The sequence below is a fragment of the Stappia sediminis genome (genome assembly GCF_009826895.1).
GTDB lineage: Bacteria > Pseudomonadota > Alphaproteobacteria > Rhizobiales > Stappiaceae > Hongsoonwoonella > Hongsoonwoonella sediminis.
In genome coordinates this window covers 888,907-915,559 of sequence record NZ_WUMV01000003.1, presented here as the reverse complement: position 1 = coordinate 915,559, position 26,653 = coordinate 888,907, and the positions used below count along the sequence as shown (strand labels likewise).

Here is a 26,653-nt window from a genome sequence, read left to right as displayed (position 1 = left end):
GGCTCAGCTCCGCTTCAGCTTCGGGTCGAGCGCGTCGCGCAAACCGTCGCCGACGAGATTGATCGCCAGGACCGTTACGAGGATGGCAAGGCCGGGGAAGGTAACCACCCACCATGCACGCAGGATGAACTCGCGCGCCTCGGCCAGCATGGTGCCCCATTCGGGCGTCGGCGGCTGAGCACCCATGCCGAGGAAGCCGAGGGCTGCGGCATCGAGGATCGCATTGGAGAAGGAAAGCGTGGCCTGAACGATCAGCGGCGAAAGACAGTTCGGCAGGATCGTCTTGAACATGAGCCGCAAATTCCCCGCACCGGCAACGCGCGCGGCGACCACATAGTCGCGGTTGCGCTCCGAAAGGACTGCTGCGCGGGTAAGGCGGACAAAGTGCGGCTGCAGGACGATGGCGATCGCGATCATCGCGTTGGTGAGCCCCGGCCCCAGGATGGCGACAAGCACGAGCGCCAGCAGCAGAGAGGGGAAGGCCAGGATGATATCCATCACCCGCATGATGAAAGTATCGACGCTCCCGCGGAAATAACCGGCAATGACGCCGAGCACGATGCCGCCCGAAAGCGCGATCGTCACCACGACGACGCCGATGAAGAGCGAATAGCGCGAGCCGTAGATCAGGCGCGAAAGAATATCGCGACCGACGGCGTCCGTACCGAGCAGGAATGTCGCGCTACCGCCCTCTTCCCATGCCGGAGGCTGAAGGAAGTTTTCGCGATACTGCATATCGGGCGAATGGGGAGCGACATACGGTGCCAGAAGGGCGACCACGACCAGGATCAGGAAGACCGCAAGACCGATGACCGCGCCGCGGTTCTGCTTGAAGTAGTACCAGAACTCGACCAGCATCGCCTTCGTCGCATTGCGGCTTTCGCTGGCAAGTTTTTCTGCGACGGCGCCCTTTGCCCGGGTTTCGGTTGTCGAAACGTTCGTCATATTTTCCGTTCCCCGGCTCAGTTGTGGCGAATGCGCGGATTGATGAGACCGTAGAGCACATCGACGATGAGGTTCACCAGCATCACCACTCCGGCAATCATCAAAAGTGCGCCCTGGACGACGAAATAGTCGCGGCGCGAAATGCTGTCCACGAGCCATTTTCCGATGCCGGGCCACGAGAAGATCGTCTCCGTCAGGATCGCGCCGGCAAGAAGCACGCCGACCTGAAGGCCGATCGTCGTGATCACCGGGATGAGCGCGTTGCGCAGCGCATGCAGGCCGATGACCCGGAAGGGGGCAAGACCCTTCGCGCGCGCCGTGCGGACGTAGTCTTCGCCGAGCACCTCAAGCATTGCCGAACGCGTCTGGCGCGCGATCACCGCAAGCGGGATCGTGGCAAGCACCACCGACGGCAGGATCAGGTGACTGACAGCGGATTTGAACGCGCCCTCCTGTCCCGAGAGCAGGCTGTCGATCAGCATGAAGCCCGTCACTTGCGGAAAGAAGTAGATAAGCGAGATACGCCCCGAAACCGGCGTCCACTGCAGGATGCCGGAGAAAAAGATGATGAGCAGCAGGCCCCACCAGAAGATCGGCATGGAATAGCCGACGAGCGCCGTGCCCATGATCGTCTGGTCGAAGAAGGAGCCGCGTTTGACGGCGGCGAAGATGCCTGCCGGAATTCCGATCGCGACAGCGATGAAAATCGCGCAGAGCGACAGCTCGACGGTCGCCGGGAACAGCGTGAAGAATTCCTCCAGGACAGGCTTCTTAGAGACGAAAGACGTGCCGAGGTCGCCCTGCAGAATATCTCCGAGATACATGAGGTATTGGTGCCACAATGGCCTGTCGAAGCCCATCTGATGCAGCAGCTCCGCCTTGCGCGCCGGATCTATGCCGCGCTCGCCTGCGAGCAGGTCGAGCGGATCGCCCGGCAGCAGACGGATGAACGAAAAAGCGACGAGCGTAACGCCAAGGAATGTCGGGATCAGCAGTCCGATGCGACCGACCAGGAAACGTAACATTTCAGGTGCCTGTTCTAGTTGTCAGCCGATTGTAATGCGGATCGGCCGGTGCGCCATTCACAACCCGACATACGAAGCAGGAAATTGCCTCGATATCTTGGGAAGAACGAATGCCGGCTTGACGAACCGGCCGTCTCGATACGGAAAGCCTTTTTCCGGCAAACCGCCGGTCAGACAAATAACGAACGCCGGCGAACTGTTTCGCCGGCGTTCGAATGGTCACACCATTATTCGGCGATGTCGACGCCGTCGAACCAGTGACCGCCGAGCGGGTCCATCACGTAGCCGCTTACCTTGGCGGACATGGGCATGAACACCACGGAGTGAGCGATCGTGGCCCACGGAGCCTGCTCCTTGAAGACCACCTGGGCCTGCTCGTAGAGCTTGGTGCGCTCTGCCCTGTCGGTGGCGACCTTGGCCTTCTGGATCAGGTCCTCGAAGTCCTTGTCGCACCACTGGGCGCGGTTGGCACCGCCAACGGCATCGCAACCAAGCAGTACGGCGAGGAAGTTATCCGGGTCGCCATTATCGCCCGTCCAACCGAGCAGCACCGCTCCGTCGCGGTCTTCGGCCTTGGAACGGCTCAGGTATTCGCCCCACTCGTAAGAAACGATCTCGACCCCCACACCCACTTTAGCGAAGTCGGCCTGGATGAGCTCCGCCATGCGGCGGGCATTCGGGTTATAGGGACGCTGCACCGGCATCGCCCAGACCTTCATCTGAAGATCCTTGACGCCAGCTTCCTCGAGCATCTTCTTCGACGCTTCCGGATCGTACGGATCGTCCTGGATCGCGTCGTTGTAGGACCACATCGTCGGCGGAATCGGGTTCTTGGCCGCCTGGCCGGCGCCCTGGAACACCGCGTCGAGGATCGCCTGCTTGTTGATCGCCATGTTCAACGCCTTGCGGACCTTCGGATTGTCGAAGGGGGCTTGCTTGGTGTTATAGGCGAGGTAGCCGACGTTCAGGCCCTGCTGCTCCTGGAGTTGCAGGTTGCCATCCGCCTTGATGTCTTCGATGTCGGCAGGCGCGGGATAGGGCATCACGTGGCACTCACCCGCCTTCAGCTTCTGAAGGCGCACCGAAGCATCCGTGGTGATGGCGAAGATCAGGTTGTCGATCGGCTGCTTGCCGCCGAAGTAATCCGGATTCGCGGCATAGCGGATCACGGCATCCTTCTGATAGCCGACGAACTGGAAGGGGCCAGTACCGACCGGCTGCTGATTGAGGAGGTCGCGGGTGCCGTCGGCTTCAAGCTTGTCGGCATATTCCTTGGACTGGATCGAGGCAAAGTCCATGGCAAGGTTCGCGATCATCGGCGCTTCCGGCCGGTTCAGCACGAATTTCACGGTATAGTCGTCAACCTTCACGATCTCCTTGATGAGATCGGGCATGGACATGCCGTCGAAATATTCCCAAGCGGCGCCTGCGGTGTAGGTGTTCCAGGGGTTGTCCTTCTTGAGCTGACGCTCGAAGGAGAAGATCACGTCGTCGGCATTGAAGTCGCGGGTCGGCGTGAAGTAGTCGGTGGAATGGAACTTGACGCCTTTGCGCAGGTTGAACGTATATTCCGTGCCGTCGTCGGAAACCGACCAGCTCTCTGCAAGGCCAGGCAGCACTTCCGTGGTACCACGCTTGAACTCGACAAGACGGTTGAAGACCGGCTTGGACGAAGCGTCGAAGGTGGTGCCGGCCGTATAGAGCGCCGGGTCGAACCCCTCCGGAGACCCTTCCGAGCAATAAACGAGCGTCTTTGCCGAGGCGGCCGACGCCATGACTGCGGCAAAGCTGACACCCAAGAGCGTCGCCTTGGTGATGCGGCGAATATTCATTGATTTTCTCTCCCGTTATTCAAAGGCGCCCCCGGCGTCTCCGGCCCACCCGCACTTCCCGCGGGCCCGGCCGATCCGCCACGATCACCTTGTGCGCAATCTAAGGCCGGAAAATAATCGAAAATCAACAGTGAAACCCTTCTCATTTTTCACGTGTTCGAGGAATTTGATCCCGCCTCTCACATCGTTAACGTTACGTCATAATGATTTTCTTCCCCCCGATTGGAAATGTCATGCTCCGTGCGAACGAGTGGAATCCCTGACGGCAGGCCTGCCCGGAAGCGGCATGGGCCGCGCCGTATAAAGCCCTTACGTAAATTTTCAATCCGAGATCCGCCGCTAACCGATTGATAAGGCGCCCGCGATACGGTCGGCATCAACCCAAGAGGCAATTGATGCTGAGCGACCTTCTCAGACTCGCAAAGGATGCGACGCCTGAATCCCGCGGCAAGCTGCTGCAGCGGGTTGCCGATGTCTTTCTGGACGGCATCGGCGGGCACAGTCAGGCCGAACTCGAACTGTTCTGCGATGTGATTCTGAGGCTGCTCGACACGACCGGCCTGGAAGACCGCGCCAGCCTTTCCCGCCGAATCGCCCCGATCGCCGCCACCCCGCAGGCCGTGGCGATTCGCCTAGCCAAGGACGATATCGCAGTCGCCGCGCCCATCCTGGAAATGAGCCCGGCACTATCCCAGGCCGACCTGATGAAGCTTGCCCGGCGCATGCCCGAGCCGCATCTGGAAGCGATCGCCAAGCGGATGGACATGAGCCCGAGGCTTTCGGATACGCTGATCGAAAGAGGCAAGACGCGCGTCTGGCGCACGATCGCATCGAACAAGAATATCTCTATGAGCGACTGGGGCTTGCGTACGCTCACCAAACACTCGCTTACGGACGCCATTCTTTGCGACCGGATAGCTGAGCGCGGCGACCTGACACCGCTGATCTGCGAATGGTTGCTGCCCTACGTGAATACAACAAAACGCCTGAGACTGCAGGCGATCGTCGCCGGCAGCGAGCCACATGAAACGACCGACGTAAACCTGATCCGCCAGGACCTCAGGCGACGTCTCGGCGTTTATCTGGATACCTGCGACGCCGCACGCCTTTGGCAACTGATCGACAGCGGCGACAGCAATCTCAACGATCTCGTGATCGTTCTCATCGACGACAAGCGTATCAACGACGCAATCAGTCTCCTTTCGAAAATCGCACGGCGGCCGATCGCCAATATTCAAACGGCGGTCTTCAAGAGCGCTATCGACGATCTCATCCAGCTTTGCGTCGCAGCCGACCTCTCCGACCACGCGTTCCTTGCTCTCGCACATGCAAGATGCCGGCGTTTGCGTATTCCCGAAGCACAAACGATACGATGGCTTGAGGCCTATCAGGATTTCCAGCGCAGCATAGAGGCCGGTTCACGAGACGATAAAGAGCGCTCCCACCCCGGCGAAATCGCGCTCGACGCATGAGGAACCGGCAAAGGCGTCAAACCCGCCGGGCGATAACGGCTGAAATTGCCGTCAGCAACGTGGCGGAAGCGTAGAGCCAAAGGCCGGGCAGCGACGTCGCGGACGCAAGACCGCTCGTTTTTGCCGCAAATATCACGAGCGCGACCAACATCACATCCATCATCGACCATTTGCCGAGCGCCGCAAACATCGAAAGCGGAACGCGCGCCGATGTGCCGAGCGCCGCCAGATGAAGACCGAGAAGCTTCAAGGCCGGAAACAAAATGGAAAAAACCGCGACGGCAGCAGCGAGAATCGCATCGCCATCGGCCCAGAGGCCGGACACGATTTCCACGAGTGACGGCTTGTCCTCCAGGAAATAGAGCCGCTCCATTTTCATAAGCGGCAAGACGAGGCCCAGGACGAAACATCCCGTCGCCATTGGCAAGAGAACAGCCAGAACGAATCGCAAATTGGCTCCTGTCAGTCAGCCGCTTTCCCGATTCTTATAGTTCGGCCATTCGGCCATACTCAATTCATAAGATGAACAAACCGGATTTACCGCCCCGTTCCGAGCCGGTTTCGGCCGCATCGGGGGCCGCTTTTTAGGATATTTCAATGTGACCGAAGGCCGGTTGCAAGTTACAGCATCCCTTAGCCGGCCACGAGCCCGCGACAAGCATCCGAGCGTCATTTGCCGAAGACACCTTGGCCGGCACCCCACACCCCGGCAACTCGGACAACGCCGCCGTAGACGCCCTTAGAAACCCTTAGAAGCCCTGAGCGCGCCCGCGTTGAGCGATTTCGTCGAGCTGATCCTGCTCCGCCAACTCGGCCTCCGATCTTTCACGCAGGAGATCGCGCTCCTCCATGAGTTCGAATTTCTTCAGATCCTCGACCGCCTCGGCAAGCTCGTCCTGGGCGCGCTCAAGCTGTTCCTTCAGCTCATCGGCCGAATTGACCAGATTGTCGCGGCGCTGCGCGGCAGCCTTGGCGAAGGTGGGATAGGCGAAATGAGTCACGTCGGAAATTCCGACGCGCTTCTGCTCCGCCTTGATCTGCTCGTCGAGTTCTTCCGCCATGCGCATGAACTCGGCGATCATCGATTCGATCTGCGTCACCTGGCGGCGCTTCTCGTCGACCTGAAATTTCTTAAGCCTGATAAGGCTTCCACGGGATTTCATGACTCGATACTCCCCTTTCCAGGGTTACTCTAACCGGGAGTCATTTCCAAAAGGTTCGCAAGCATCCGATATCCTTCATCAAGAGTGGTTGCATCATCCTTACCTTGCGAAAGAAAATTTTCGAAAGGCTCATGCCGCATGATCGCTTCATCCACCGTCGGCTCGGTTCCCTTTCGGTATGCGCCAAGGCGTATCAACTCTTCCATGTCGGTGTAGGTGGACATCAGTTGCCGGGCCTTGCGCAGGATCGGAAGCATATCTGACGGGACGCAGCGCGGCATGGTGCGCGAAACAGACTTCAGCACGTTGATGGCCGGATAGCGCCCGCGTTCGGCAATCGCCCGCTCCATGACGATGTGCCCGTCGAGGATACCGCGCACGGCGTCGGCAACCGGCTCGTTGTGATTGTCGCCTTCAACGAGAACGGTGAAGAGCCCGGTAATCGAGCCAGTCCCCTGCTTGCCGGGCCCGGCACGCTCGAGAAGCTTGGGAAGTTCGGTAAACACAGTCGGCGTGTAGCCCTTGGATGTCGGCGGCTCACCGATCGACAGTCCGATTTCCCGCTGTGCCATGGCAAAGCGCGTGACGGAATCCATCATGCAAAGGACGTTGCGGCCGGAATCGCGAAAATATTCGGCGACCGTCATCGTCATATACGCGGCCTGCCGGCGCATGAGCACGCTTTCATCCGACGTCGCCACCACGACAACGGTACGCTCCAGCCCCTCGGGGCCAAGGTCGTCTTCGATGAACTCCTGAACCTCGCGTCCCCGCTCGCCAATGAGCCCGATAACCGCCACATCCGTCGACATGTTCCGCGCGATCATCGACATCAAAACGGATTTGCCGACGCCGGACCCGGCGAAAATGCCCATGCGCTGCCCCAGGCAGCAGGTTACGAAGCTGTTGAGCGCGCGCACACCAAGGTCGACCGGCGCGCCGACCCGCGTGCGTTCGTTCGCCGCCGGCGGCACCGCGCGCAGCTTGCGCGGTTCTCCGCCACGCGGCAGCGGCCCCTTGCCATCGATCGGCTGGCCCATTGCGTTGATCACGCGGCCCAGCCATCCCGAGGTCGGACGGACGATGCTTTCACGCGCCGCAAGAATGGCGCGGCAGCCCATGCGTACCCCTTCGAGCCCGGCAAAAGGCATGCATAGCGCCCGTGCATCGCGAAAACCGACGACTTCGGCGAAAACCGGCTCAACCCCCTCACCCACTTCAATCTTGAGCAATCCACCCACACGCATTTCGTGGACCGGCCCGGCAACCTCGACGAGAAGCCCCTGGACCGAGACCACACGACCGTAGATCTCGCTCGTCATGAGTGATTCGAGTTCTGCGAAAAGCGGTTCCATGCTTGCCGACTCGTGTCCGAATTTGCGAATCACCGGTAACCTATCATTTACGAGTCTGATTAATCTTAATTCGAGAGGGCTTTTTAGGATGGTGAACTGAAATATGGGTCGTCTGGGCGTGGAGGATGAGTCGCGAGAATCGGTTAGGCCGATTCTTTAATGTAAGATAAGAGAAATCTTCGGAAGCGATTCCTGAAGGCTTTTCAAAATCTTGGGAATAATTCCCGATCTCTTCCAACATGCCCTTGCGGGTGCGAATTAGGATTTGTTAACCATTTCATCGGAAGATGACCGTGGTTAATCGCAGTCCTTTGCACCGGCGGCGCCGAGACCGGCGCGGCCTGCCCAGGATAGGCAGTAAAGGGGATTGGTATGCGTGTGCTGTTGATTGAGGACGATGGCGCCACGGCGCAGAGCATCGAACTGATGCTGAAGTCCGAAAACTTCAACGTCTACACGACGGATCTTGGCGAGGAAGGCATAGACCTCGGCAAGCTTTACGACTACGACATCATCATGCTGGATCTCAATCTGCCGGACATGTCCGGGTACGAGGTCCTGAGGACGCTGCGCGTTTCCAAGGTCAAGACTCCGATCCTGATCCTCTCAGGCCTTGCGGGCATAGAGGATAAGGTTCGCGGCCTAGGCTTCGGCGCCGACGACTATATGACGAAGCCTTTCCACAAGGATGAGCTTGTCGCCCGCATACACGCGATCGTGCGCAGGTCGAAAGGCCACGCCCAGTCCGTGATCAACACCGGCGACCTTACGGTCAATCTCGACACGAAAACCGTCGAAGTGGCCGGACAGCGGGTGCATCTGACCGGCAAGGAATATCAGATGCTCGAATTGCTCTCGCTGCGCAAGGGCACGACGCTGACCAAGGAGATGTTCCTCAACCATCTCTATGGCGGCATGGATGAGCCGGAACTCAAGATCATCGATGTGTTCATCTGCAAGCTGCGCAAGAAACTTGCTGCTGCGACAGATGGCAAGAATTACATCGAGACCGTCTGGGGCAGAGGCTATGTGTTGCGCGAGCCGGAAGAAAAGGCCGCCTGACAGGCAAGCAGCCAGCCGGCAGACAAAAACCTAGCAGTTGGAAAAGCCGTTGTGCCAGGGCACAACGGTTTTTTTGTTCTGCAGGTTCGCGAACAGCCGAATGTCAAAGGCCGGAAAGATCCGTTTCCTTCCGGCCTCAACATTAAGTCGTGACGAGCGTTCATTCAGGCAGGCTCGCCCGCAAATCAACGACTGGTCAATCCTCCCACGGCAGCGAGGCGCGGACCTGAAGGCTTGGCCGCGGCAGCGGCTTTCGGCTGGTAGAGACCGCGCCTGCCCGGTACGGGTTGGAACGCATCCGTAAGACCGACCACCGTTTCCGCTGCGCCGAGCACAAGATAGCCGTCGCTTGGCATCAGCCGTGCAATCTTGTGAAGGATATCGATCTTCGTCTGCTGGTCGAAATAGATCAGAACGTTGCGGCAGAAAACGATATCCTGCTCGCCGATTGTGGAAAAGCTGTCCAGAAGGTTGAATTTGCGCCACTTTATCATTGCGCGAATATCCGGATTGATTTGCCAGAGTTCGCCCTTCTGCGCGAAGAATTTCACGAGCATCTGGATCGGCAGGCCGCGTTGGACTTCGAACTGGCTGTATATGCCGTTTCGTGCCTTTTCCAAAATCTCGTTGGAAAGATCGGTGCCGAGGATGTCGATCGACCAACCTGCGACCTTGGCCCCCATTTCCTTCAGGCTGATGGCAAGCGAATAAGGTTCCTGGCCCGAGGACGCGGCAGCACACCAAATCCTGACGCGCCGCCTGCCGGCACGCGCGGATAGCAAGTCCGGGATCATCACTTCCTTGAAGTGATCGAAAGGCGTCTTGTCACGAAAGAAGAACGACTCATTAGTCGTCATCGCTTCGACGACGCTGTCGGACAGCTGTTTCCCGGCCGGTTTCTGGATCGCCGCCACGAGCTCGCTCAGGCTGCCAAGCCCGGCCCCGCGCGCAACCGGCAGCAACCTGCTTTCCACGAGATACTGTTTCTCGTCGGACAGGACCAGACCCGATTGCGTCTTCAGCAGGCGCCTCAGAAAGTCATACTCAAACGGTGTCACCGTACGCCTCCACCAAGTATTTTTGCAATTTTTGGCCCGATCTCCTGAAGGGGCAGAATATCGTTGCATTGCCCGGTCTGCACCGCAGCACCCGGCATTCCCCAGACGACGCTGCTCGCCTCGTCCTGAGCGATGATCGCACCGCCGCCTGCGGCTATCGTCTTGACGCCGTCGGCGCCGTCATGGCCCATTCCGGTCAACACGACCGCCAGGACCGAGGAACCGAACACTTTCGCCGCGCTGTCGAACAGCGGATCGACTGCCGGCTTGCAGAAGTTCACCGGCGGATCGTCGGTAAGGCGCGCAACCGCCTGTCCGTGATCCTTTTCGAGGACAAGATGGCGTCCTCCCGGAGCCACATAGATATGGCCGGGCTGGAGCACATCGCCATCAGCGGCTTCCTTGGCCGGGCGCATGGCTGCCTTGCCAAGGTGTTCGGCAAGGATCGCCGTGAACGTCGGCGGCATATGCTGTGTCACGACCACCGGAACCTGGCGAATCGCCATTCCGATATCGCGCATGACCTGCTGAAGCGCCTGCGGTCCACCCGTGGAGGAACCGATCACCACCACGCGAGGGCGAACAGACGGATATGACCGCGCCGCATGCTGCGGCCTTGCGGATTTCGTGGCCACCGCCCGGAAATTCGGCGCACGCGTGGACGCGGGCGATCCGGCATCGTGCAAAGGTACAGCCTGCACGGCGGTCGCCCTGACCCGCAACTGCCGGCCGGCCTGGTGCCTGCCGCGCACACGCACACCGAGCGTTTTCACCTTTTCGATGATCTCACGCCGGAAATTGACCGACGTCGTGACTTCGCTCTTGCTTTCCGGCTTGGGAATGTAGTCCTGCGCGCCGAGGGACAAGGCACGAAGGCTGATCTCCGCGTTTCTGCGCGTCAGTGTCGATGCCATGAGCACGACGAGATCGCGCTTCTTGCGCAACATGAGAGGCAGGGCCGTCAACCCATCCATCTCCGGCATCTCGATATCCAGGATTACGACATCGGGGTTGCTTCGTTCGATATCATCGAGCGCTACCTTGCCGTTCCTGTGCGATGCGACCAGGGCGAGAGAAGGATCCCCATTTACCCAGCGGCCAAGAAGTCCACGAATGACGACCGAGTCGTCAACGACCATGACCCGGATCGGATCGGCGGAAGCGCCCGCCGCCTGATCCCTGGCCTCACTAGCAACCGTCATGCGATTTGCCCGCCCTAGATCAAGCCGACTTCCTGGAACTTCGCTTCCACGATCTCCTTGTCGAACGGTTTCATGATGTATTCATTCGCACCCGCACGAATGGCCCGCGTGATGTGAGCCACATCGTTTTCCGTCGTGCAGAATACGACCACCGGCTTGTCGCCACCGGCCTCCCGGCGAAGCGTCGTCAGAAACTCAAGGCCGTCCATGACCGGCATGTTCCAGTCCAGAAGGATCGCGTCGGGCATCTGGTCCCGGCAGGCTTCAAGCGCCTGCTTGCCGTCCTCAGCCTCCACTATGGCGAAATCCAGATCCTCCAGAATACGCCGGGCGACTTTGCGAATGACGCTGGAATCGTCAACAACCAAACAGTGCTTCATCTACATATGCTCCCGAGAGCCGGCGCCCCGCCCCGACCTACTGTTCCTCAAGCCGCCATCGGCTCGATCATCGAGCCGAGAAGCCGTTCCACGTCGAGAATCACCATGAGCTTGCCCTCCAGACGATGAACGCCACCGGCGATTTCTGCCCAGCGCTTATCGAGGTTCGAGGGATTCGCCTCGCGCGTGTCCGCGCTCAGCGTGAGGACTTCGCCAACCGAATCGATCACAAGGCCATAGGATTCGCCCTTGTGTTCGATCCCGACCGCCATCATCTGCCCCATCTCGCGCGGTTCCAGATGGAGCCGTTTGCGCATATCGATAGCGGTGACGATGCGTCCGCGCAGGTTGAGAACCCCGGCCACCTCCCGCGCTGCCAAGGGCACGCGGGTGACGGTTTCCGGCATGAACACGTCATGCACCTGGGAAATCGGCAAGCCGAAGAGCTGACCTCCGATCACGACCGTGACGTATTGGACCGTATCGTCGGCTGCGGTTGAAAGAACATCCTGTGTCGTCATGCTGCAATTCCCAGTTCACCGGAGAAGACATCCTTGAGCGCTGCGATCAGGCCCGGACGGTCGAACTTCGCCACATAGTCGTCGAAGCCCGCCTGGCGCCCACGCTCTATCGAGGCGGGCGTAACGACCGCCGAAAGCGCAAGGATGGGCATTTGACGGAACCGCTGGTCGCGCCTCAATGCCTCGCACAGTTCGAAGCCGTTGATCTCCGGCATTTCGATATCACTTACGATGGCGTTGAAAGTGTCGCCGTTTTCAAGCTGCTCGAAGGCGGCTTGCGCGCTACCGCAGGCGGTGACGTCGTAGCCGGCGGCTTTCAGGACCGGCGTCAGCATGTTGCGGAAGAACGCGCTGTCGTCGACCAGGAGGACCTTCTTGGTCAACGCCGAGGATTCCATTTCCTTGCGCATGAACCAGTCGTCAAAGGCCTGCGGCAGATAGAAGCCGAGGTCGATGATTTCCGTCGCACGATCCTTGATTATGGCAGAGCCGAGAATGCCCGCACGCTCGGAGCCGACTTCTATGTTCATGCGATCTTCGACGATGTCCACGATCTCGTCGACGACGAGCCCCATGGAACGGCCGGAGTCGGAGAAGACGAGCATCGGCTGGGTACCCTCGCCGCGATGCGTGTGGCTCGCATCGACATAAACGAGCGGCATGAGCGCCCCGCGATACTGGACAAGATCTCGCCCGTTCGAACGTTCGATCTTGGAGACCTCGAACTCCTCCAGTCGCGTGACGAGGGAAAGCGGTACGGCTTTCGGTTCGGGAGAGCCGGCGCGGAAAAGCAGCATGGAAATCGTCGCCTGACCGTCGATCGCCTCCTGCAGCAGGTCCGCCTGTTCGGCCGCGTTTTCCTCCGCAACCGCGCTCGAGGCGTGGCTTGCCATGGCGCTTGCCACCCCGTTCGGGTCGATGATCATGATGACCGATCCATCGCCCAGGATCGTGTTGCCGGAGAACATCGTCAGATTGCGAAGCATTGTGGACATGGGCTTCACAACGATTTCCTCGGTGTGGAAAACCCCGTCCACCACGACGCCGAAAGTCTGGCTTCCAACCTGCATGACGACGATGAAGCCATTGTCCTGCTCGATCGCGTCCTCATCCACCGGCTCTTCGGCGACGCCGAGCAGATGCGAAAGATGAACGAGCGGCAGGAGCTTGTTGCGCAAGCGAAGAACAGGCGTGTCCTTGATACGCTCGATCTTGTGTTCCGAGTTGGTCTGGACGCGGACAAGTTCCACCACCGAGAGCTGCGGGATCGCGAAACGGTCCCCGGAAGCCTCGACGATGAGCGTGGAAACGATCGCAAGCGTCAGCGGGATCTTGATGATGAAGCTGGTGCCCTTTCCAGGCGCCGAGCGGAGATCGACCGATCCGCCGATGAGTTCGATGTTGTTGCGCACGACGTCCATGCCGACGCCGCGGCCGGAGACGCTCGTAACCTGAGCTGCGGTGGAAAAGCCTGCGTGGAAGATAAAGCGATGGACCTGCTGATCCGTCATCTTCTCCAATTCGGCCTCGCTCGCCAGGCCGTTGCTGAGAGCCTTCGCCTTGATCTTCTCGACATCGAGACCGCGCCCGTCATCACGCACCTCGATGATGATGTGGCCGCCTTCGTGATAAGCGGCAAGGGTGATCGTACCCTTGTCCGACTTGCCGGCCGTGCGCCTGTCGGCGGGCATCTCCAGGCCGTGATCGGCCGAGTTGCGCACCATGTGGGTCAGCGGATCCTTGATGAGCTCCAGAACCTGGCGATCAAGCTCGGTATCCGCGCCGATCATCTCAAGCTCGATCGGCTTCTCGAGTTCCTGGCTCAAGTCGCGCACGATCCGCGGCAGCTTCTGCCAGGCATTGCCGATCGGCTGCATACGCGTCTTCATGACGCCTTCCTGCAGCTCCGCCGTCACATTCGAAAGACGCTGGAGCGGAACCTTGAATTCCGAATCTTCGTGGCGCCGAACGATTTCCAGCAACTGATTTCGCGTCAGGACCAGTTCGGACACCATCGTCATCAGGTGTTCCAGCGTTTCCACCGAAACGCGAATGGTCTGGTTCGAAACGCTTCCGCTCTTGCCGGACTTGTTTTCCTTCTTCTTTTCCGCCGCCGGCTTGTTTCCGTCGGCCCTGACCGGTTCCGCCCCCGCCAGACTTTCGCCCGGCTGCGCCTCTTCCGGCAGGTCTTCAAGGTCGTCATCGCCATCCCGCGTATCGGGCAGCTCGATTTCCATCTCCGTTTCCTGGAAGGCCTTCTCCAGATCGTCGAGAGACACTTCGCCTGGGCGCAAAGGACGTTCGAGCACCTGATAGACGAGTTCGCCTTCCGCGTTATCGTCCGCGTCTTCCTCGCCTTCGGCCTCATCCTGAACAGGTCCGGATTCCGCGCTCAGCGACAGATGCTCCAGTTGCGAAATCAGATCGTCGTCGGATCCATCCGGCTCCGCGCCGCCGGCAGCTTCGAGTTCCGCGAGGATTTCCTTGATGCGGTCGATGGAATTGAGGATCAGGGACACGGCCTCCTGCGTAACCGGCGAGCCGTCGCGGAATTTGCCCATCAGCGTTTCGGCCGCATGGGCCAGCGCTTCCAGCCGCGGCAGCCCCAGGAAGCCGCAGGTGCCCTTGATCGTGTGGACCAGGCGAAAAATATTGTCGAGAATAGTCGCGTTATTCGGTTCTTGCTCAAATTTGACAAGCTCGACGTCGACAACATCGAGGCTTTCATTCGTCTCTGTAAGAAACTCGCTAAGGAGATCGTCCATGGCCACACTCACCCGACTGGTTACTTATGGGAGCATCCGGGAGGCCACCCGGCGCCTTATGACTGTCGAGGAGTGTGACGTTCAACTGTTAAGATAGACTGAAACGAAAGAGCTTCGTTTAGGCACCGGCTATTCTCTCGTTGCGGAAGTAATCAAAACAGCTTCATCTTGCTTAATGATCTGTAAATTCATACCGGAATCTTCAGCAAGCATAAGGGTATAAGCCGGCTGAACCGAATGGGCATCGATCCGTTCGACTTCTTCACCGGAGAGGATTTCCGTCATCACAGCCGGGATCTTGGCATAGTCTCCGGTGGCACGCAGCGTGAAATGCGGACGCTCCTCGTCACCGTCCATCTTGACAAGGATCAGGCCGCCGCGCGGAACGCACTGATTGGCGATCAGAATCAGATTGAGCAGCAGCTTTACCTTGTTCTTTGCCATCAGAAGGCGCGGCACATCCCATTGCAGGTCGGCCTTCTCGTTTTCCATGAACCCTTCGGCGACCTTGTGCGCATCGCCGAGGTCGATCGCCGCACCGGCCGACCCCGCAGCGCCGAAGGCAAGGCGCGCGAACTGAAGCTTTGCGGAGGCGCGGCGCGAACTGCTGCGGATCAGGTCCATCGCGAATTCCCGCATGTCCTCGTTGCCCTCCTCGTCGAGGACTTCAAGACCGCTCGTGATGGCTCCGACAGGGGAAATGATGTCGTGGCACACACGACTGGCGACCAGAGCTGCAAGATCGAGCGCGGAAAGATCGTTAATCGTCGTCATGAGCCTACCTCTTGAGCAATGCTTACCCCTAAACGCGGCATTGACCGGGCCGATGCACGATGATTCGGCCGACCGAGACAGGGTTACACTTGCCACCAGTGGATGCCAAGCCAGCCTTTGGGCATGCATCAGCCGCGCCAGCAATTGAATGTCCGGGCATTGGCCCTCGCATCTTCAAGCAGCAAGGATGGATTGGACAGAAAAAGGAACCGGTTCACTTCGGAATGAAAAAGGTACAGGCGACTGTCGATGATCGCGAAAATCATCGGATTTCCCGTCGTCGCATAGCCTTCTGCCAGGGCTTGCGGGTCGCAGCCGGTAAATTGCGGAGCGTAGACGTCCGGATCGGTGACAAAGGCGTCACGGTTTCCCTCATTGACAAAAACCCACACGGCTCCATCCCAGCGATACTCTATCGAAGGGTCGCCCGAACGTGGCCTGCCGCCGATGAAATAGGAAAGAGGGTCGTGTCCGCTCAGCGCATACCCCGTCGACGGCTCCACCGCGTAGTCAAGCCCCTCGGCCATAAGGGTCGAGGCCAGCAAAAGCGACAAAGCATGGGATAGTCCGGCGGCAGACCATAATCTGATCCGATTTCGTCTACACTGTTTCATTGATTCGGTTCCGTGATTCGCACCGGGAAGAATCATGCGATTCTCGGCCAACGGGCAAGATGCACGGCACCGGATACCAGGTCGATGTCACTCCCGGAAAGAATTGCCGCTTTCCGCGAAGACGGCCGGAGCCGGGCCTGGTTCGACCAATCGAGCCGCCGGACGACCGGCCGCGGATAGAAGGATTGAAGCATGATCAAGCGGACCGCGGGCCGCCCACACCGCCTGCCGACCCTTGTCGCCCTTTCGCTCGCTGCCCTGTTGACCCTTTTCGCGGCGCCGGCGAATTCCCAACAACCCCAAACCTATAGCCAAAGCGAACTGGTGGATGCCGGCCACCGCTTCTTCGGGCAGATCTCGGGCGGCCTCGCATCCGTCGTTGAGCATGCCGTGAAGCAATACGGCGAACCGAACGGATACGTTCTCGGCGAGGAGGGATCCGGCGCGATCGTTGCCGGCGCCCGTTACGGCGAGGGCGACCTCTACACGCGCAACGCCGGAATTCACAAGGTTTTCTGGCAAGGGCCTTCGATAGGCTGGGATTTCGGCGGAGACGGCGCGCGCGTCATGATGTTGGTCTACAACCTGCCTGCTACGGATGCGATCTATCGGCGCTATGTCGGGGTGAACGGTTCGGCCTATCTCGTAGGCGGCTTCGGAATGACCGTGCTTTCCAATCATGACATATTCGTCGTGCCCGTTCGCGCCGGCGTCGGTGCCCGCCTTGGCATCAATGTCGGATATCTGAAGTTTACCCAGTCGCCGACATGGAATCCGTTCTAGGGCCCGGATCCCAGGGCTTCCAAGGCTTTACATTTCACCGTGTTACCGGGTTTGACTTGGCCGGCCTGCCTTTCTCGGTTAAGGAGAAATGTAAGTAGAGCATGCCGAAGGGACGCGGTGCACGGTCTTGATTGAAGTCTTAATGTACGGAGCGCTCGGTTTCTTCGTTGCCGGGCTAATTTCGGTAGCAATCATACCGGGCGTCTGGAGACGCGCCGTACGGCTGACGCATCAGGCGATCGAGGCGACCAGCCCGCTGTCGGCCAGCGACGCCAGGGCGGAAATGAGCGCACTGCGGGCCGAACATGCCATCGCCTACTGCAAGCTGGAAAAGCGCCTGGAAGGCGTCCATGCCGAACTTGCCGAAAACCGCATCGAACGGGATCTGGCGGAAGCCCATTCAACGGCGATGAAGCAGGAGCGTGACGCCAGCGCTCGAATGCTCGGCGAGGCAACGGCGCGAAACGAGGAACTTCATCAAAAGATAGCCTCGCTGGAATCCGATATCGCAAGCGCGAATGGCATCGCCCGGAAACTTCAGCGTGAACTCGATCAGAAAACCAAGCAGGAATCCGGCAGGATTTCCCCGTCCGGGGCGACGGGCGAAGGCGATAGTTCCCTTCCGACGCTCCCGCCGGAAGACATTCGCGACGGTGTGCCCGCCGGAGTTTTGAGCGAGGATGTCGTCGCATCCGCGAATGCCGCCTCCATTGCGAAGATTGCCACGCTTGAACTGGAAAACGGAGCTCTGTCCGACAAATTGCAGAAAGCGGAGGCGAAGCTGCGCGAGGCCGAGGCGCAAGCGCGCGGCAACGGGGAAAGCATCCCGGTCGACAAGGCCGCTCGCGACAGGCAAAAGGCACTTGAAAACAAGATCTTCGACATGGAAACCCGCTATATCGCCGCGCAAGCTGAAATTACAAGGCTCAACCTGCAACTGGAACGTCTGGAAGATAACGCGTCGGGGCTGTCATACGACCTGGAGGACGGAGACCTCAATACTCGCATAGCATTGCTTGAGGAAGAGAATGAGAGCCTTCGCCAGGTCCTCGGCAGCGGTGATGAGACAACCGGGCTACGGGACGCGCTGAAGGATATCGCGGCGCGAATCACGGCACAGCTCGCGGACGAGACAGACATGGCTGCGCTGAAAAAAGAAGAAGAGAACGATGCCGCAAATGCGCGTTTAGGCACGCTTGCCCGAAAAATCCTCGCTGCTCGCAAGGAAATTCCAGAAAAATCGGCAGAAAAACCCGGCGATACATCCAATATCGCGGCACACCGCTAACTGAAAGTTTTACGAGTACTAGGCCTTCCGGCTTTACTCTTGCATCGTACTTACCTGGAAATGCAGCTATACAAAAAGAATGGAAAAGAATATTTTTATTTTTCTCTAAGTCACATTCCCCTAAGATATAACGTAATTTTACGTGCAATTAACGCGCATGCATGAATATTTCCCAGTGAAATTCATTAATTCATGTATGAGGGGCATTTTTGTTATGAATGACGCTCTAATAGTATTGGATGACGGCCATACCCCTCGCGGCGTGGTGAAGACGATTCCCTTTCTCTGCCGCGCAAGGCTCCAGCCAGTTTCGGGCTTCACGGTCGCGCAGGGCGAAGATGCGCGAATGCTTGTGCTCGACCTCAGCCTCAGCGTCGAATCGAATGTCTCGTTCATCCGCAAGCTCTTCAGGGCGCTGCCGGACAAGCCGAAGATCGTTTTTGCCTCAAAGAGCGATCGGCAGGAAATAGTTCAGGCCTGCGCCATCGGCGGTGCGACCGTCCTCGGTCGCGCGGATCCCAAGAGCGTAATCAACCTTTCGTTACGGAAGATATTCCGCGACCTGGGCGATCCCTTCTATCAGGATCACCCGAATACGACTGCAGCCGCAGCCAGGCGCGTGGACACCCTGTTTGCCGACATGACACAGGCGGCGCTGGCCGAGGAACCACTTCCCAGGAGCGGCATCACCTCCTGCGCCCGCAATGTGATCGATGCGATACAGAGCGAAGGGGTCGATAGCTGGTTGAACGCCGTGCACAAGCACCACAGCCATACCTATTGCCATTCCATGATGGTGAGCGGATACGCAGCCGCCTTTGGGGAGGCGTTGGGACTGGATGATGAAACGATAAACATCCTGGTGCATGCAGGCCTCCTGCATGACATCGGAAAAGTCCGGATTCCCTTGGCAATTCTCGACAAGCCCGGCGAACTCGAGACAGAGGAATACGAGCTGGTCAAACGCCATCCCGAGTTCGGCAGGGAAATTCTCTCCACCCAGGCAAACATGGACGAGCGGATCATCGAGGCGACTTTGTCGCATCATGAGCTTCTGGACGGCTCCGGCTACCCCCAGGGGCTGAAGGGCGGACAGATTTCGCAGCTGGTCCGGATCATAACCATTTGCGACATTTTCGCCGCTCTCACCGAAGAACGCTCCTACAAGGAGCATTACTCGCGGCGCGTGGCCTATGCGATCCTGCTCGAGATGGGATCGAAACTCGACAGGGAACTTCTGAAGAAGTTCCGGCCAGTGGCGTTTCGAAGCGAATTCGGCGAACTGCGCCGAGCGGCCAAAGACGCCAACGCACCCAAGCTGGCCGCATCCGCCTGACTGGAGATTTAACCCAAGAGAAGAGATCGGAATCTCGAAGGTGCGAGAACGAAACTTCCGTTTTCGCCCGCTCTACATCCCGACGGCACAACGGGACTTGCGCATCGCTTCTTCGCAAGGAACCAGGAGCAATTACGAGGACCGGTTATCTCTCGACTGCAGCGATCCGCATCATCGCCTCGATCGCCTGTTCATCCGTCAGGCCTTGCTCCCGAACGAGCAGCCGCCACGTCTCGAAACTCAACGCCAGTGCCAAAACCGCGTGTAGTTTTTCATCCTGACGAGGCGCAACCGGCATAACTTCGGCCAGCACACTCACGGCATGACGCCAATGCTCGAAATACGGCGCCATCACCGGGTGGTCGCGCGCCTCCGGCATCACGCGTGCAATCATCGCTTCGGTTTCGCGATGATAGGCATAGGATTGACTCAGTCCCAGGTTCATCCGGTCGCGAGGGTCTGACGCGACCCGCCAACGCTCCGGGTCGGGAAGCGGATGCATCTCGAAATATTTTCCGCTACATGCTCCAAGCAATGCCTCATCATCGGGAAAGTGGCGGTATACGGTCACTTTCCCAACGTTTGCACGTTCGGCGATCTCGCTTACCGTCGTTGCCGAAAGCCCCCTTTCCTGGTGCAGCGCGATCGTCGCGTCGACAATCTTCTGCCGGGTTCGTGCCTGGCTTTCGGCACGGCGTTTGAGTTTGTACGGCCGATTCATGAAAATCATGATACAGTAAGTTTCACGAAACTTGACAAGAAAATATTTTGACGTACCGTCACTTTGGTGAAACGTACCGTTTCGCGATTGTTCCCGAAGAGTGACGCTATGACCTCATTAACGCCCGAGAATCCCGTATTCGCGACCTACATGATCGCAGCCTCGCTGATGGTTCTCAAAATCATGGGCCAAGGTTGGATGACGGTCTATCGCATGCTGAAGTCCGATGCAGGGCTCGTGAGCCCCGAAGACTTGCAAGTGGGGATCATCAACAAGAATCCGCGACCGGAGCAGCTTGAAATAATCGATTATGTCGACCGGTCGCGCCGGATGCACCGCAACGATCTGGAGAACATACCGGCATTCCTGGCAAGCGGGCTGCTGTTCGTACTCGCCGGCCCACCGCTCTGGCTCGCCAATACCCTGATGTACGGCTTCGTCGCCGCACGGCTGCTGCACACGCTCGCCTATGCGACCAAACAGTCGCATGAAATGCGAGCAACGCTCTACACAGTCGGTTCGCTGATCGTGATTTTCATGGCTCTCTACACGCTGGCGGCAGCGCTTTGAAAACGCAAAAGAGCCAAAATCTCTCGTTAAAAGCATTTCTCGACCTGCCGGATTGAACGTCCATCAAATGCGTTTGCGATAAACGGCCACATCCCTGCCCCAGGATCTGTTGAGTAGCAGGATTTGGAGCCTGGTATGAGCGAAGATCGTTCAGCTTCAGGAGGAGGACCGCCGGAAGGGCCGTCCATCGTCGCGAAGTCGTCCGGCATTACCAGGCGGTCTTCGCGCTGCCCGAACGCAGAGCGTGCCGTGCCATGAGCTTCGGACGGGCTTCGCACAGATACCAGTTGCGGCGCGATCCGGCCATCGAACTGCGGATGCGGTTGAAAGAGCCGGCTGGAAGCCGGGTTCGCTACGGCCATCGGCGCCTCCATGTCCTGCTGCGACGCGATGGCTGGCAGGTCAACCACAAGCGCACCTACCGTCTCTACAGCGAAGAAGGCCTGTCGATCCGCACCCGGAGCCCAAGATGGCAGCGGGCCTGCCGCTATCGGTCCGGGCGCCCCGATGCCAATGCCATGAACGATGTCTGGGCGATGGACTTCATGTCAAACAAGATTTTCGACGGCCAGCCGTTCCGGATCCTGACCATCGTGGACTGCCATACGAGAGAGGCTCTCGCGACATCTGCGAGGATAAACTTCCGCGCCTACCAGGTCGCCGACGAGCTGGACGGGATCGCTCGGATCAGGGGTAAGCCGCGGAGCATTCGAGTCGACAACGGCCCAGAGTTTGCCGGGCGCCTGCTCGACCAGTGGGCATATCTGAACAGAGTTGAACTCGACTTCTCGCGGCCGGGAAAACCAAGCGACAACGCCTACATCGAAGCATTCAACAGCCGGGTCATACAGGGATACCTCAATGCCTCACGGTTCCAGTAGATGGCAGACGCCCCCAACAGATCAACGAATGGAGGAATGACTACAACGAAAACCGGCAGCACTCAGCGTACGGAAACTTGACGCCTAACGCCTTTACGGCCCAACCTCAACCAACCTGAGAAGTCGTACGAAGCCCGGACTGGAAACAGGGTGAAGTCCTGGCCAGTGATGCACTAACAATCAAACCGGACCAATAGGATTGTGCTGCTCAAAGGAGTGCCAATGTTGAAGTCCGTGACTATATCGGAAGCCAACTGCAAAGTCTTAAGATGCTGAACGAAAGGCGTAACCTGTTGACAGCCGAACAGTTCGCAGAAGTGATTTTGAATCATCTCACGTCGTCTCAGGGCAAGGACCCGGAACACGCCTCTATTTATGATTGGCGCATGGCGCTCTCGTTGGCGTTGCGGGATCAAGTTATCAGACCCTGGTTCGCTTCGACCCGGACAACCTATGAGGCCGAGGCCAAGCGAGTTTACTATCTTTCCATGGAGTTTCTGGTTGGGCGCCTGATCGAGGACGTTGCAACCAATCTGCGTGCAGAAGACGTGGCGGCCGCGGCGATGAGGTCTTTGGGTCAAGATTACGGGCAAGTTGTCAGAGATGAGCCGGATGCGGCTTTAGGCAATGGAGGGCTCGGCCGCCTTGCTGCCTGTTTCATGGATTCGCTCGCTACCCTTGGTATCCCAGCCTATGGGTACGGTATCCGCTATGAACACGGACTTTTCGAGCAGCATTTTAAGGATGGTCAGCAGATTGAAACGGCTGAGAACTGGCTCACGCAGCGCTATGCGTGGGAGTTCGAAAGACCTGAGGTGCGCTACGAAATAGGGTTCGGCGGCACTGTGGAGAAATCAGGCCAGACGTCCAAATGGATTCCAGCCGAGACGATCATCGCCTCCGCATACGATACTCCGGTCGTCGGATGGAACGGCCTTTGGGCAAACACGCTCCGTTTGTGGGCTGCCAAGCCTGTCAAGGTCTTCGACCTCGACAGCTTCAATCGCGGCGAATACCTCGCCGCAAGCGAACTCGAAGCGCTTGCCCGGACGATTTCCCGTGTACTTTATCCCGACGACACCTCCGAAGCGGGCAAGGAACTCCGGCTCAAACAGGAATATTTTTTCACCGCCGCCTCGATCAAGGACATTCTGCGACGCCTCGATTCCGAAGGCAGAGTCGTTCGGGATCTGCCGCAACGCGTCGCTATCCAGCTCAACGATACGCACCCGGCAATAGCCGGACCGGAACTGGTGCGCCTTTTGGTGGACGAGCGAAAGCTGGAGATGGAAAATGCCATCGACATTGCACGCGGCTGCTTGGGCTACACAAACCACACGCTTCTGCCCGAGGCATTGGAGAGGTGGCCGGAGCCGATCTTCAAGCGTGTACTTCCAAGGCATCTGGAAATTGTCCGCGAGATCGAATCCGCACACCTGAAGGCGAGCGGCAGCCCCGTGCGCATATTGGAAGACGGCGACGTCAAGATGGGCGAACTCTCGTTCATAATGGCGCACAAGGTGAACGGGGTTTCGGCACTTCACAGCGACCTCGTCAGGGAAACCGTCTTTGAGCAGCTCAACCGGGATTATCCGGACCGCATTCTCAACCAGACAAACGGCATCACGCCACGGCGCTGGCTTCATAACTGCAATCCGGATCTGCGGATACTGATCAACGATACGATCGGAACTGGCTGGCCCGCAGATCTGGAACAACTTGAGAAGTTGGTCCCACACGCCCAGGACGCAGGCTTCCTGGAAGCCTTCAAGGCGGTCAAGGCAAAGAACAAGGTCCGCGTCGCCAACTGGCTGAAAAGCCATCACTATATTGCGGTGGACCCGGATGCGATGTTCGACGCCCAGATCAAGCGGATCCACGAATACAAGCGCCAGCTTATGAACCTGCTGGAAACTGTGGCGCTTTGGAACGAGATCCGGGACAATCCAAATGCAGATTGGGTGCCGAGGGTCAAGATCTTCGGGGGCAAGGCCGCGCCCGGCTATGTTGTCGCCAAGCAGATCATTCACCTCATCAACGACGTGGCGGCGGTGATCAACGCCGACCCGCAGGTGAAAGGTCTCCTGAAGATCGTGTATCCGGAGAACTATAACGTCTCCATGGCGGAACTCCTGATCCCGGCCACCAACCTCTCCGAACAGATTTCGACCGCCGGCAATGAAGCATCCGGCACCGGAAACATGAAATTTGCGCTCAACGGCGCCCCGACCATCGGCACGCTCGACGGGGCCAATGTCGAAATCCGCGAGCGGGTCGGTGCTGAGAACTTCTTCCTGTTTGGACTGACAGCGGCTGAAGTGGTGGAGCGCCGGAAACAGCAGAACTATTCCGCAGCTGCCATCGCCGTCAGCCAGAGACTGTCCCGCGCCCTCGAGCAGATCGAAAACGGCGTCTTTTCGCCCGGCGACCCGGACCGGTACCAAGGCCTGGTGCAGGACCTGCGGCAAAAGGATTATTTCCTCGTTACCTGCGACTTCGATGATTATTTCGCGGCACAACGCCGTGTCGACTCGGCCTATGCGGACCAGGACAGCTGGACAAGGATGGCGGTTTTGAACACCGCCCGCGTAGGTTGGTTTTCATCTGACAGGACAATTGCGGACTATGCGAAGGACATCTGGAATGCGCATAGTCTGATCGGCGGAGCCCGGCAGCCGAAGGGAGAGGTGCCACGATGACAACCTCCTCCGACATCGAAGCACTCGAAAGAGGAACCCATCAGGATCCATTCGCCGTACTGGGTTTGCACGAGGCCGGGGGAAAGCTGACTGTCCGTGCCTTTTTGCCCAACGCCGACAAGGTTGAGGCAATCGATCCTCAGTCAGGCAAGACTATTGCAGAGCTGAAAACTCTCAGCGGAGGGCTTTTCGAAGGCACGTTGTCCCGCCGTAAAAAGCGTTGCGCATATCTTCTGCGTGTCGAGCAGGACGGAAGGGTATGGACTTCGGACGATCCTTACAGGTTCGGCCCGGTAATGGGAGAGCTGGACGAGTACCTGATCGGCGAGGGAACACATAGGCACCTTTGGAAGGTGCTCGGCGCCCATGCGATCACGCATGAAGGCGCCACCGGAGTTCATTTCGCCGTATGGGCACCGAATGCGAGTCGGGTCTCCGTCATCGGCGACTTCAATGGCTGGGACGGCCGCAGAACACTGATGCGCCGCCGCGGGGCAACAGGGGTCTGGGAAGTCTTCGTACCCGGTCTGGCCGAAGGCGCAGTCTACAAATACGAACTCTTGAGCTCAGACGGCACATTGTTGCCGCACAAGGCGGACCCGGTCGGGTTCGGCGCGGAACATCCGCCGCTCACCGGGTCGGTCTTCCGCAATATTACCGGCCATGAATGGTCGGATGAAGCCTGGATGAGCAAGCGGGCAGACCTTCACCGGATTGACAGGCCGATCTCCATTTACGAGGTGCACCTGGGAAGCTGGCGCCGTGTTCCGGAAGACGGCAACCGTCCGCTCTCCTATCTCGAACATGCCGCACAGCTCGTTCCCTATGCGGTGGATCTGGGCTTCACTCATCTGGAGCTCATGCCTGTTTCGGAATATCCGTTCGACGGCTCCTGGGGCTATCAGCCGGTCGGTCTCTTTGCGCCGACTATCCGCTTCGGTACACCGGCAGAATTCCGTGAACTGGTCGAAACCTGCCACAATGCCGGCCTCGGCGTGATCATGGACTGGGTTCCCGGCCACTTCCCGGAAGACGCGCACGGGCTCGGCAATTTCGACGGCACTGCACTTTATGAGCACGCGGATCGCCGCGAAGGGTTCCACCCGGACTGGAACACGCTCGTCTACAATTACGGACGGCGCGAGGTGATGAACTTTCTGGTCGCCAACGCGCTTTACTGGCTGCAGGAATATCATGTGGACGGTCTCAGGGTCGATGCCGTGGCATCCATGCTCTACCGCGATTACTCGCGCAAGGAAGGCGAGTGGGTGCCAAACATCCATGGCGGGCGGGAAAACCTCGAGGCGATCGCCTTCCTGAAGGCCATGAACACGGCGGTTTACGGCGAAGTGCCGGGTATATTGACTGCCGCCGAGGAATCGACCGCCTTTCCCGGTGTGACGACCCCCGTCGACGCGAACGGTCTCGGATTTGGTTTCAAATGGAACATGGGCTGGATGAACGATACGTTGAGCTATCTGGCGGAGGATCCCATCCACCGGAAATACCATCACTCGAAGATCACGTTCGGCCTTCACTATGCGTTTTCGGAAAATTTCATTCTTCCGCTGAGCCACGACGAGGTCGTCCACGGCAAGGGTTCGCTGCTCCAGAAAATGCAGGGCGGAGAGCATGAAAAATTCGCGAACCTCCGTGCCTACTACGGTTTCATGTGGGGGCATCCCGGCAAGAAGCTGCTCTTCATGGGGGGCGAATTCGCGCAGGACCGTGAATGGAACCACGATTCAAGCCTTGACTGGCATCTGCTGGAGCGCGGACCGCATCGCGGAATCCAGTCCCTCATTCGCGACCTCAACAGGTTCTATAGGAACACGCCTGCCCTTTATGAACTCGATTCCAGGCACGAGGGTTTCGAGTGGGTCGAGGAGACGAGCAACGAAGAAAGCGTCTTTGTGTGGGTGCGCCGGGGAACCGGACATTCGCCGCCGGTGCTGGCAGTCTCGAATTTCACACCCGTTGAGCGAAGCAGGCGCCGTGTCGGCGTGCCCGCGCCCGGCTACTGGGCAGAACGGATCAACACTAACGCGGAAATCTACGGCGGCGACGGACGCGGCAATTTGGGCGGGGTCCATAGCGACCAGGTGGCAGCCTCAGGGCGGGTACATTCGATCGAGATCACACTGCCGCCGCTGACTACGTTGTTTTTTGAACTCACCCAAGGCTGAGGAGGCCTGACAAACCGAGAA

Annotated in this window: 22 protein-coding genes and 1 pseudogene; 9 read left to right on the top strand and 14 right to left on the bottom strand. The window is 58.8% G+C overall.

The genetic code is table 11. From position 1 onward, the window contains the following. Positions 1-3 precede the first annotated feature (3 nt). The 3 genes from GR183_RS11100 to GR183_RS11090 form a co-directional block, all read right to left on the bottom strand. Positions 4-858, bottom strand: coding sequence for an ABC transporter permease subunit (locus GR183_RS11100; RefSeq protein ID WP_244313713.1), 855 nt, complete (start codon positions 856-858; stop codon positions 4-6). Between the two features lie 104 nt (positions 859-962). Then, on the bottom strand, positions 963-1,970 hold the full coding sequence (locus GR183_RS11095; protein ID WP_160775626.1) for an ABC transporter permease subunit: 1,008 nt from the start codon (positions 1,968-1,970) through the stop codon (positions 963-965). A gap of 227 nt (positions 1,971-2,197) precedes the next feature. After that, positions 2,198-3,802 (bottom strand): ABC transporter substrate-binding protein, encoded by a 1,605-nt coding sequence (locus tag GR183_RS11090; protein WP_160775625.1) that lies wholly within the window; start codon positions 3,800-3,802, stop codon positions 2,198-2,200. Between the two features lie 395 nt (positions 3,803-4,197). Between GR183_RS11090 and GR183_RS11085 the strand changes: the two genes are divergently transcribed. After that, entirely contained in the window at positions 4,198-5,274 is a 1,077-nt protein-coding gene (locus GR183_RS11085) for a DUF2336 domain-containing protein (protein ID WP_160775624.1), read from the top strand. Positions 5,275-5,290: 16 nt separating this feature from the next. Here GR183_RS11085 and GR183_RS11080 read toward each other — a convergent pair whose 3' ends face one another. The 3 genes from GR183_RS11080 to fliI all read right to left on the bottom strand — a co-directional run bounded on the left by GR183_RS11080 (position 5,291) and on the right by fliI (position 7,792). After that, on the bottom strand, positions 5,291-5,725 hold the full coding sequence (locus GR183_RS11080) for a paraquat-inducible protein A (RefSeq protein ID WP_160775623.1): 435 nt from the start codon (positions 5,723-5,725) through the stop codon (positions 5,291-5,293). A 298-nt stretch (positions 5,726-6,023) separates the two neighbouring features. Then, the gene (gene fliJ / locus GR183_RS11075) at positions 6,024-6,437 is read right to left on the bottom strand and encodes a flagellar export protein FliJ (RefSeq protein WP_160775622.1); all 414 of its coding nucleotides are present in this window, start codon (positions 6,435-6,437) and stop codon (positions 6,024-6,026) included. A 29-nt stretch (positions 6,438-6,466) separates the two neighbouring features. Beyond that, complete coding sequence (gene fliI, locus GR183_RS11070) at positions 6,467-7,792, bottom strand: flagellar protein export ATPase FliI (RefSeq protein WP_160775621.1); 1,326 nt, start codon at positions 7,790-7,792, stop codon at positions 6,467-6,469. Between the two features lie 372 nt (positions 7,793-8,164). Between fliI and ctrA the strand changes: the two genes are divergently transcribed. Then, positions 8,165-8,854 carry a response regulator transcription factor CtrA gene (ctrA, locus tag GR183_RS11065; protein ID WP_160775620.1) on the top strand — a complete coding sequence of 230 codons (690 nt, stop codon included), beginning with the start codon at positions 8,165-8,167 and terminating at the stop codon, positions 8,852-8,854. 185 nt (positions 8,855-9,039) lie between these two features. Here the strand turns inward: ctrA and GR183_RS11060 are convergent, their stop codons facing one another. The 7 genes from GR183_RS11060 to GR183_RS11030 all read right to left on the bottom strand — a co-directional run bounded on the left by GR183_RS11060 (position 9,040) and on the right by GR183_RS11030 (position 16,204). Then, a complete protein-coding gene (locus GR183_RS11060; RefSeq protein ID WP_160775619.1) occupies positions 9,040-9,912 on the bottom strand; it encodes a CheR family methyltransferase in 873 nt (290 codons plus the stop codon). Then, on the bottom strand, positions 9,909-11,114 hold the full coding sequence (locus GR183_RS11055; RefSeq protein WP_202395986.1) for a protein-glutamate methylesterase/protein-glutamine glutaminase: 1,206 nt from the start codon (positions 11,112-11,114) through the stop codon (positions 9,909-9,911). The genes GR183_RS11060 and GR183_RS11055 overlap by 4 nt, the downstream gene beginning before the upstream one ends. A 14-nt stretch (positions 11,115-11,128) precedes the next feature. Continuing rightward, positions 11,129-11,494 (bottom strand): response regulator, encoded by a 366-nt coding sequence (locus GR183_RS11050; RefSeq protein ID WP_160775618.1) that lies wholly within the window; start codon positions 11,492-11,494, stop codon positions 11,129-11,131. A 47-nt stretch (positions 11,495-11,541) separates the two neighbouring features. Further along, complete coding sequence (locus GR183_RS11045; RefSeq protein WP_160775617.1) at positions 11,542-12,015, bottom strand: chemotaxis protein CheW; 474 nt, start codon at positions 12,013-12,015, stop codon at positions 11,542-11,544. Then, complete coding sequence (locus GR183_RS11040; RefSeq protein WP_160775616.1) at positions 12,012-14,780, bottom strand: hybrid sensor histidine kinase/response regulator; 2,769 nt, start codon at positions 14,778-14,780, stop codon at positions 12,012-12,014. Before GR183_RS11040 ends, GR183_RS11045 begins: the two co-directional genes overlap by 4 nt. Positions 14,781-14,909: 129 nt before the next feature. Beyond that, the gene (gene chpT / locus GR183_RS11035; protein ID WP_160775615.1) at positions 14,910-15,554 is read right to left on the bottom strand and encodes a histidine phosphotransferase ChpT; all 645 of its coding nucleotides are present in this window, start codon (positions 15,552-15,554) and stop codon (positions 14,910-14,912) included. A gap of 128 nt (positions 15,555-15,682) precedes the next feature. Next, the gene (locus GR183_RS11030) at positions 15,683-16,204 is read right to left on the bottom strand and encodes a YHS domain-containing (seleno)protein (RefSeq protein ID WP_208999816.1); all 522 of its coding nucleotides are present in this window, start codon (positions 16,202-16,204) and stop codon (positions 15,683-15,685) included. Positions 16,205-16,360: 156 nt separating this feature from the next. On the opposite strand from GR183_RS11030, the gene GR183_RS11025 reads away from it, so the two are divergent. The 3 genes from GR183_RS11025 (at position 16,361) to GR183_RS11015 (ending at position 19,575) form a co-directional block, all read left to right on the top strand. Further along, positions 16,361-16,951, top strand: coding sequence for a DUF1134 domain-containing protein (locus GR183_RS11025; protein ID WP_160775614.1), 591 nt, complete (start codon positions 16,361-16,363; stop codon positions 16,949-16,951). 142 nt (positions 16,952-17,093) lie between these two features. Then, positions 17,094-18,239 (top strand): coiled-coil domain-containing protein, encoded by a 1,146-nt coding sequence (locus GR183_RS11020; protein WP_160775613.1) that lies wholly within the window; start codon positions 17,094-17,096, stop codon positions 18,237-18,239. Positions 18,240-18,453: 214 nt separating this feature from the next. Next, a complete protein-coding gene (locus tag GR183_RS11015) occupies positions 18,454-19,575 on the top strand; it encodes an HD-GYP domain-containing protein (protein ID WP_160775612.1) in 1,122 nt (373 codons plus the stop codon). Between the two features lie 145 nt (positions 19,576-19,720). Here GR183_RS11015 and GR183_RS11010 read toward each other — a convergent pair whose 3' ends face one another. Beyond that, positions 19,721-20,305 carry a TetR/AcrR family transcriptional regulator gene (locus GR183_RS11010; protein WP_160775611.1) on the bottom strand — a complete coding sequence of 195 codons (585 nt, stop codon included), beginning with the start codon at positions 20,303-20,305 and terminating at the stop codon, positions 19,721-19,723. 99 nt (positions 20,306-20,404) lie between these two features. Here GR183_RS11010 and GR183_RS11005 point away from each other — a divergent pair, with 99 nt between their 5' ends. The 4 genes and pseudogenes from GR183_RS11005 (at position 20,405) to glgB (ending at position 26,632) form a co-directional block, all read left to right on the top strand. Next, complete coding sequence (locus GR183_RS11005; RefSeq protein WP_160775610.1) at positions 20,405-20,866, top strand: MAPEG family protein; 462 nt, start codon at positions 20,405-20,407, stop codon at positions 20,864-20,866. A 161-nt stretch (positions 20,867-21,027) separates the two neighbouring features. Beyond that, positions 21,028-21,866 (top strand): annotated as a pseudogene (locus GR183_RS11000) (IS3 family transposase); the annotation flags it as partial. 150 nt (positions 21,867-22,016) lie between these two features. Next, on the top strand, positions 22,017-24,446 hold the full coding sequence (locus GR183_RS10990; protein ID WP_160775608.1) for a glycogen/starch/alpha-glucan phosphorylase: 2,430 nt from the start codon (positions 22,017-22,019) through the stop codon (positions 24,444-24,446). Further along, entirely contained in the window at positions 24,443-26,632 is a 2,190-nt protein-coding gene (gene glgB / locus GR183_RS10985) for a 1,4-alpha-glucan branching protein GlgB (protein ID WP_160775607.1), read from the top strand. The genes GR183_RS10990 and glgB overlap by 4 nt, the downstream gene beginning before the upstream one ends. The last annotated feature ends 21 nt before the right edge of the window (positions 26,633-26,653 follow it).

Coding starts and splice junctions, on each gene's coding strand:
- GR183_RS11050 (WP_160775618.1), bottom strand. CDS start 11,494: ATGAAGCACTGTTTGGTTGTTGACGATTCCAGCGTCATTCGCAAAGTC.
- chpT (WP_160775615.1), bottom strand. CDS start 15,554: ATGACGACGATTAACGATCTTTCCGCGCTCGATCTTGCAGCTCTGGTC.
- GR183_RS11020 (WP_160775613.1), top strand. CDS start 17,094: ATGTACGGAGCGCTCGGTTTCTTCGTTGCCGGGCTAATTTCGGTAGCA.
- GR183_RS10990 (WP_160775608.1), top strand. CDS start 22,017: ATGCTGAACGAAAGGCGTAACCTGTTGACAGCCGAACAGTTCGCAGAA.
- GR183_RS11085 (WP_160775624.1), top strand. CDS start 4,198: ATGCTGAGCGACCTTCTCAGACTCGCAAAGGATGCGACGCCTGAATCC.
- GR183_RS11055 (WP_202395986.1), bottom strand. CDS start 11,114: ATGACGGTTGCTAGTGAGGCCAGGGATCAGGCGGCGGGCGCTTCCGCC.
- GR183_RS11030 (WP_208999816.1), bottom strand. CDS start 16,204: ATGATTCTTCCCGGTGCGAATCACGGAACCGAATCAATGAAACAGTGT.
- fliI (WP_160775621.1), bottom strand. CDS start 7,792: ATGGAACCGCTTTTCGCAGAACTCGAATCACTCATGACGAGCGAGATC.
- glgB (WP_160775607.1), top strand. CDS start 24,443: ATGACAACCTCCTCCGACATCGAAGCACTCGAAAGAGGAACCCATCAG.
- GR183_RS11090 (WP_160775625.1), bottom strand. CDS start 3,802: ATGAATATTCGCCGCATCACCAAGGCGACGCTCTTGGGTGTCAGCTTT.
- ctrA (WP_160775620.1), top strand. CDS start 8,165: ATGCGTGTGCTGTTGATTGAGGACGATGGCGCCACGGCGCAGAGCATC.
- fliJ (WP_160775622.1), bottom strand. CDS start 6,437: ATGAAATCCCGTGGAAGCCTTATCAGGCTTAAGAAATTTCAGGTCGAC.
- GR183_RS11040 (WP_160775616.1), bottom strand. CDS start 14,780: ATGGACGATCTCCTTAGCGAGTTTCTTACAGAGACGAATGAAAGCCTC.
- GR183_RS11100 (WP_244313713.1), bottom strand. CDS start 858: ATGCTGGTCGAGTTCTGGTACTACTTCAAGCAGAACCGCGGCGCGGTC.
- GR183_RS11025 (WP_160775614.1), top strand. CDS start 16,361: ATGATCAAGCGGACCGCGGGCCGCCCACACCGCCTGCCGACCCTTGTC.
- GR183_RS11015 (WP_160775612.1), top strand. CDS start 18,454: ATGAATGACGCTCTAATAGTATTGGATGACGGCCATACCCCTCGCGGC.
- GR183_RS11095 (WP_160775626.1), bottom strand. CDS start 1,970: ATGTTACGTTTCCTGGTCGGTCGCATCGGACTGCTGATCCCGACATTC.
- GR183_RS11045 (WP_160775617.1), bottom strand. CDS start 12,015: ATGACGACACAGGATGTTCTTTCAACCGCAGCCGACGATACGGTCCAA.
- GR183_RS11010 (WP_160775611.1), bottom strand. CDS start 20,305: ATGATTTTCATGAATCGGCCGTACAAACTCAAACGCCGTGCCGAAAGC.
- GR183_RS11005 (WP_160775610.1), top strand. CDS start 20,405: ATGACCTCATTAACGCCCGAGAATCCCGTATTCGCGACCTACATGATC.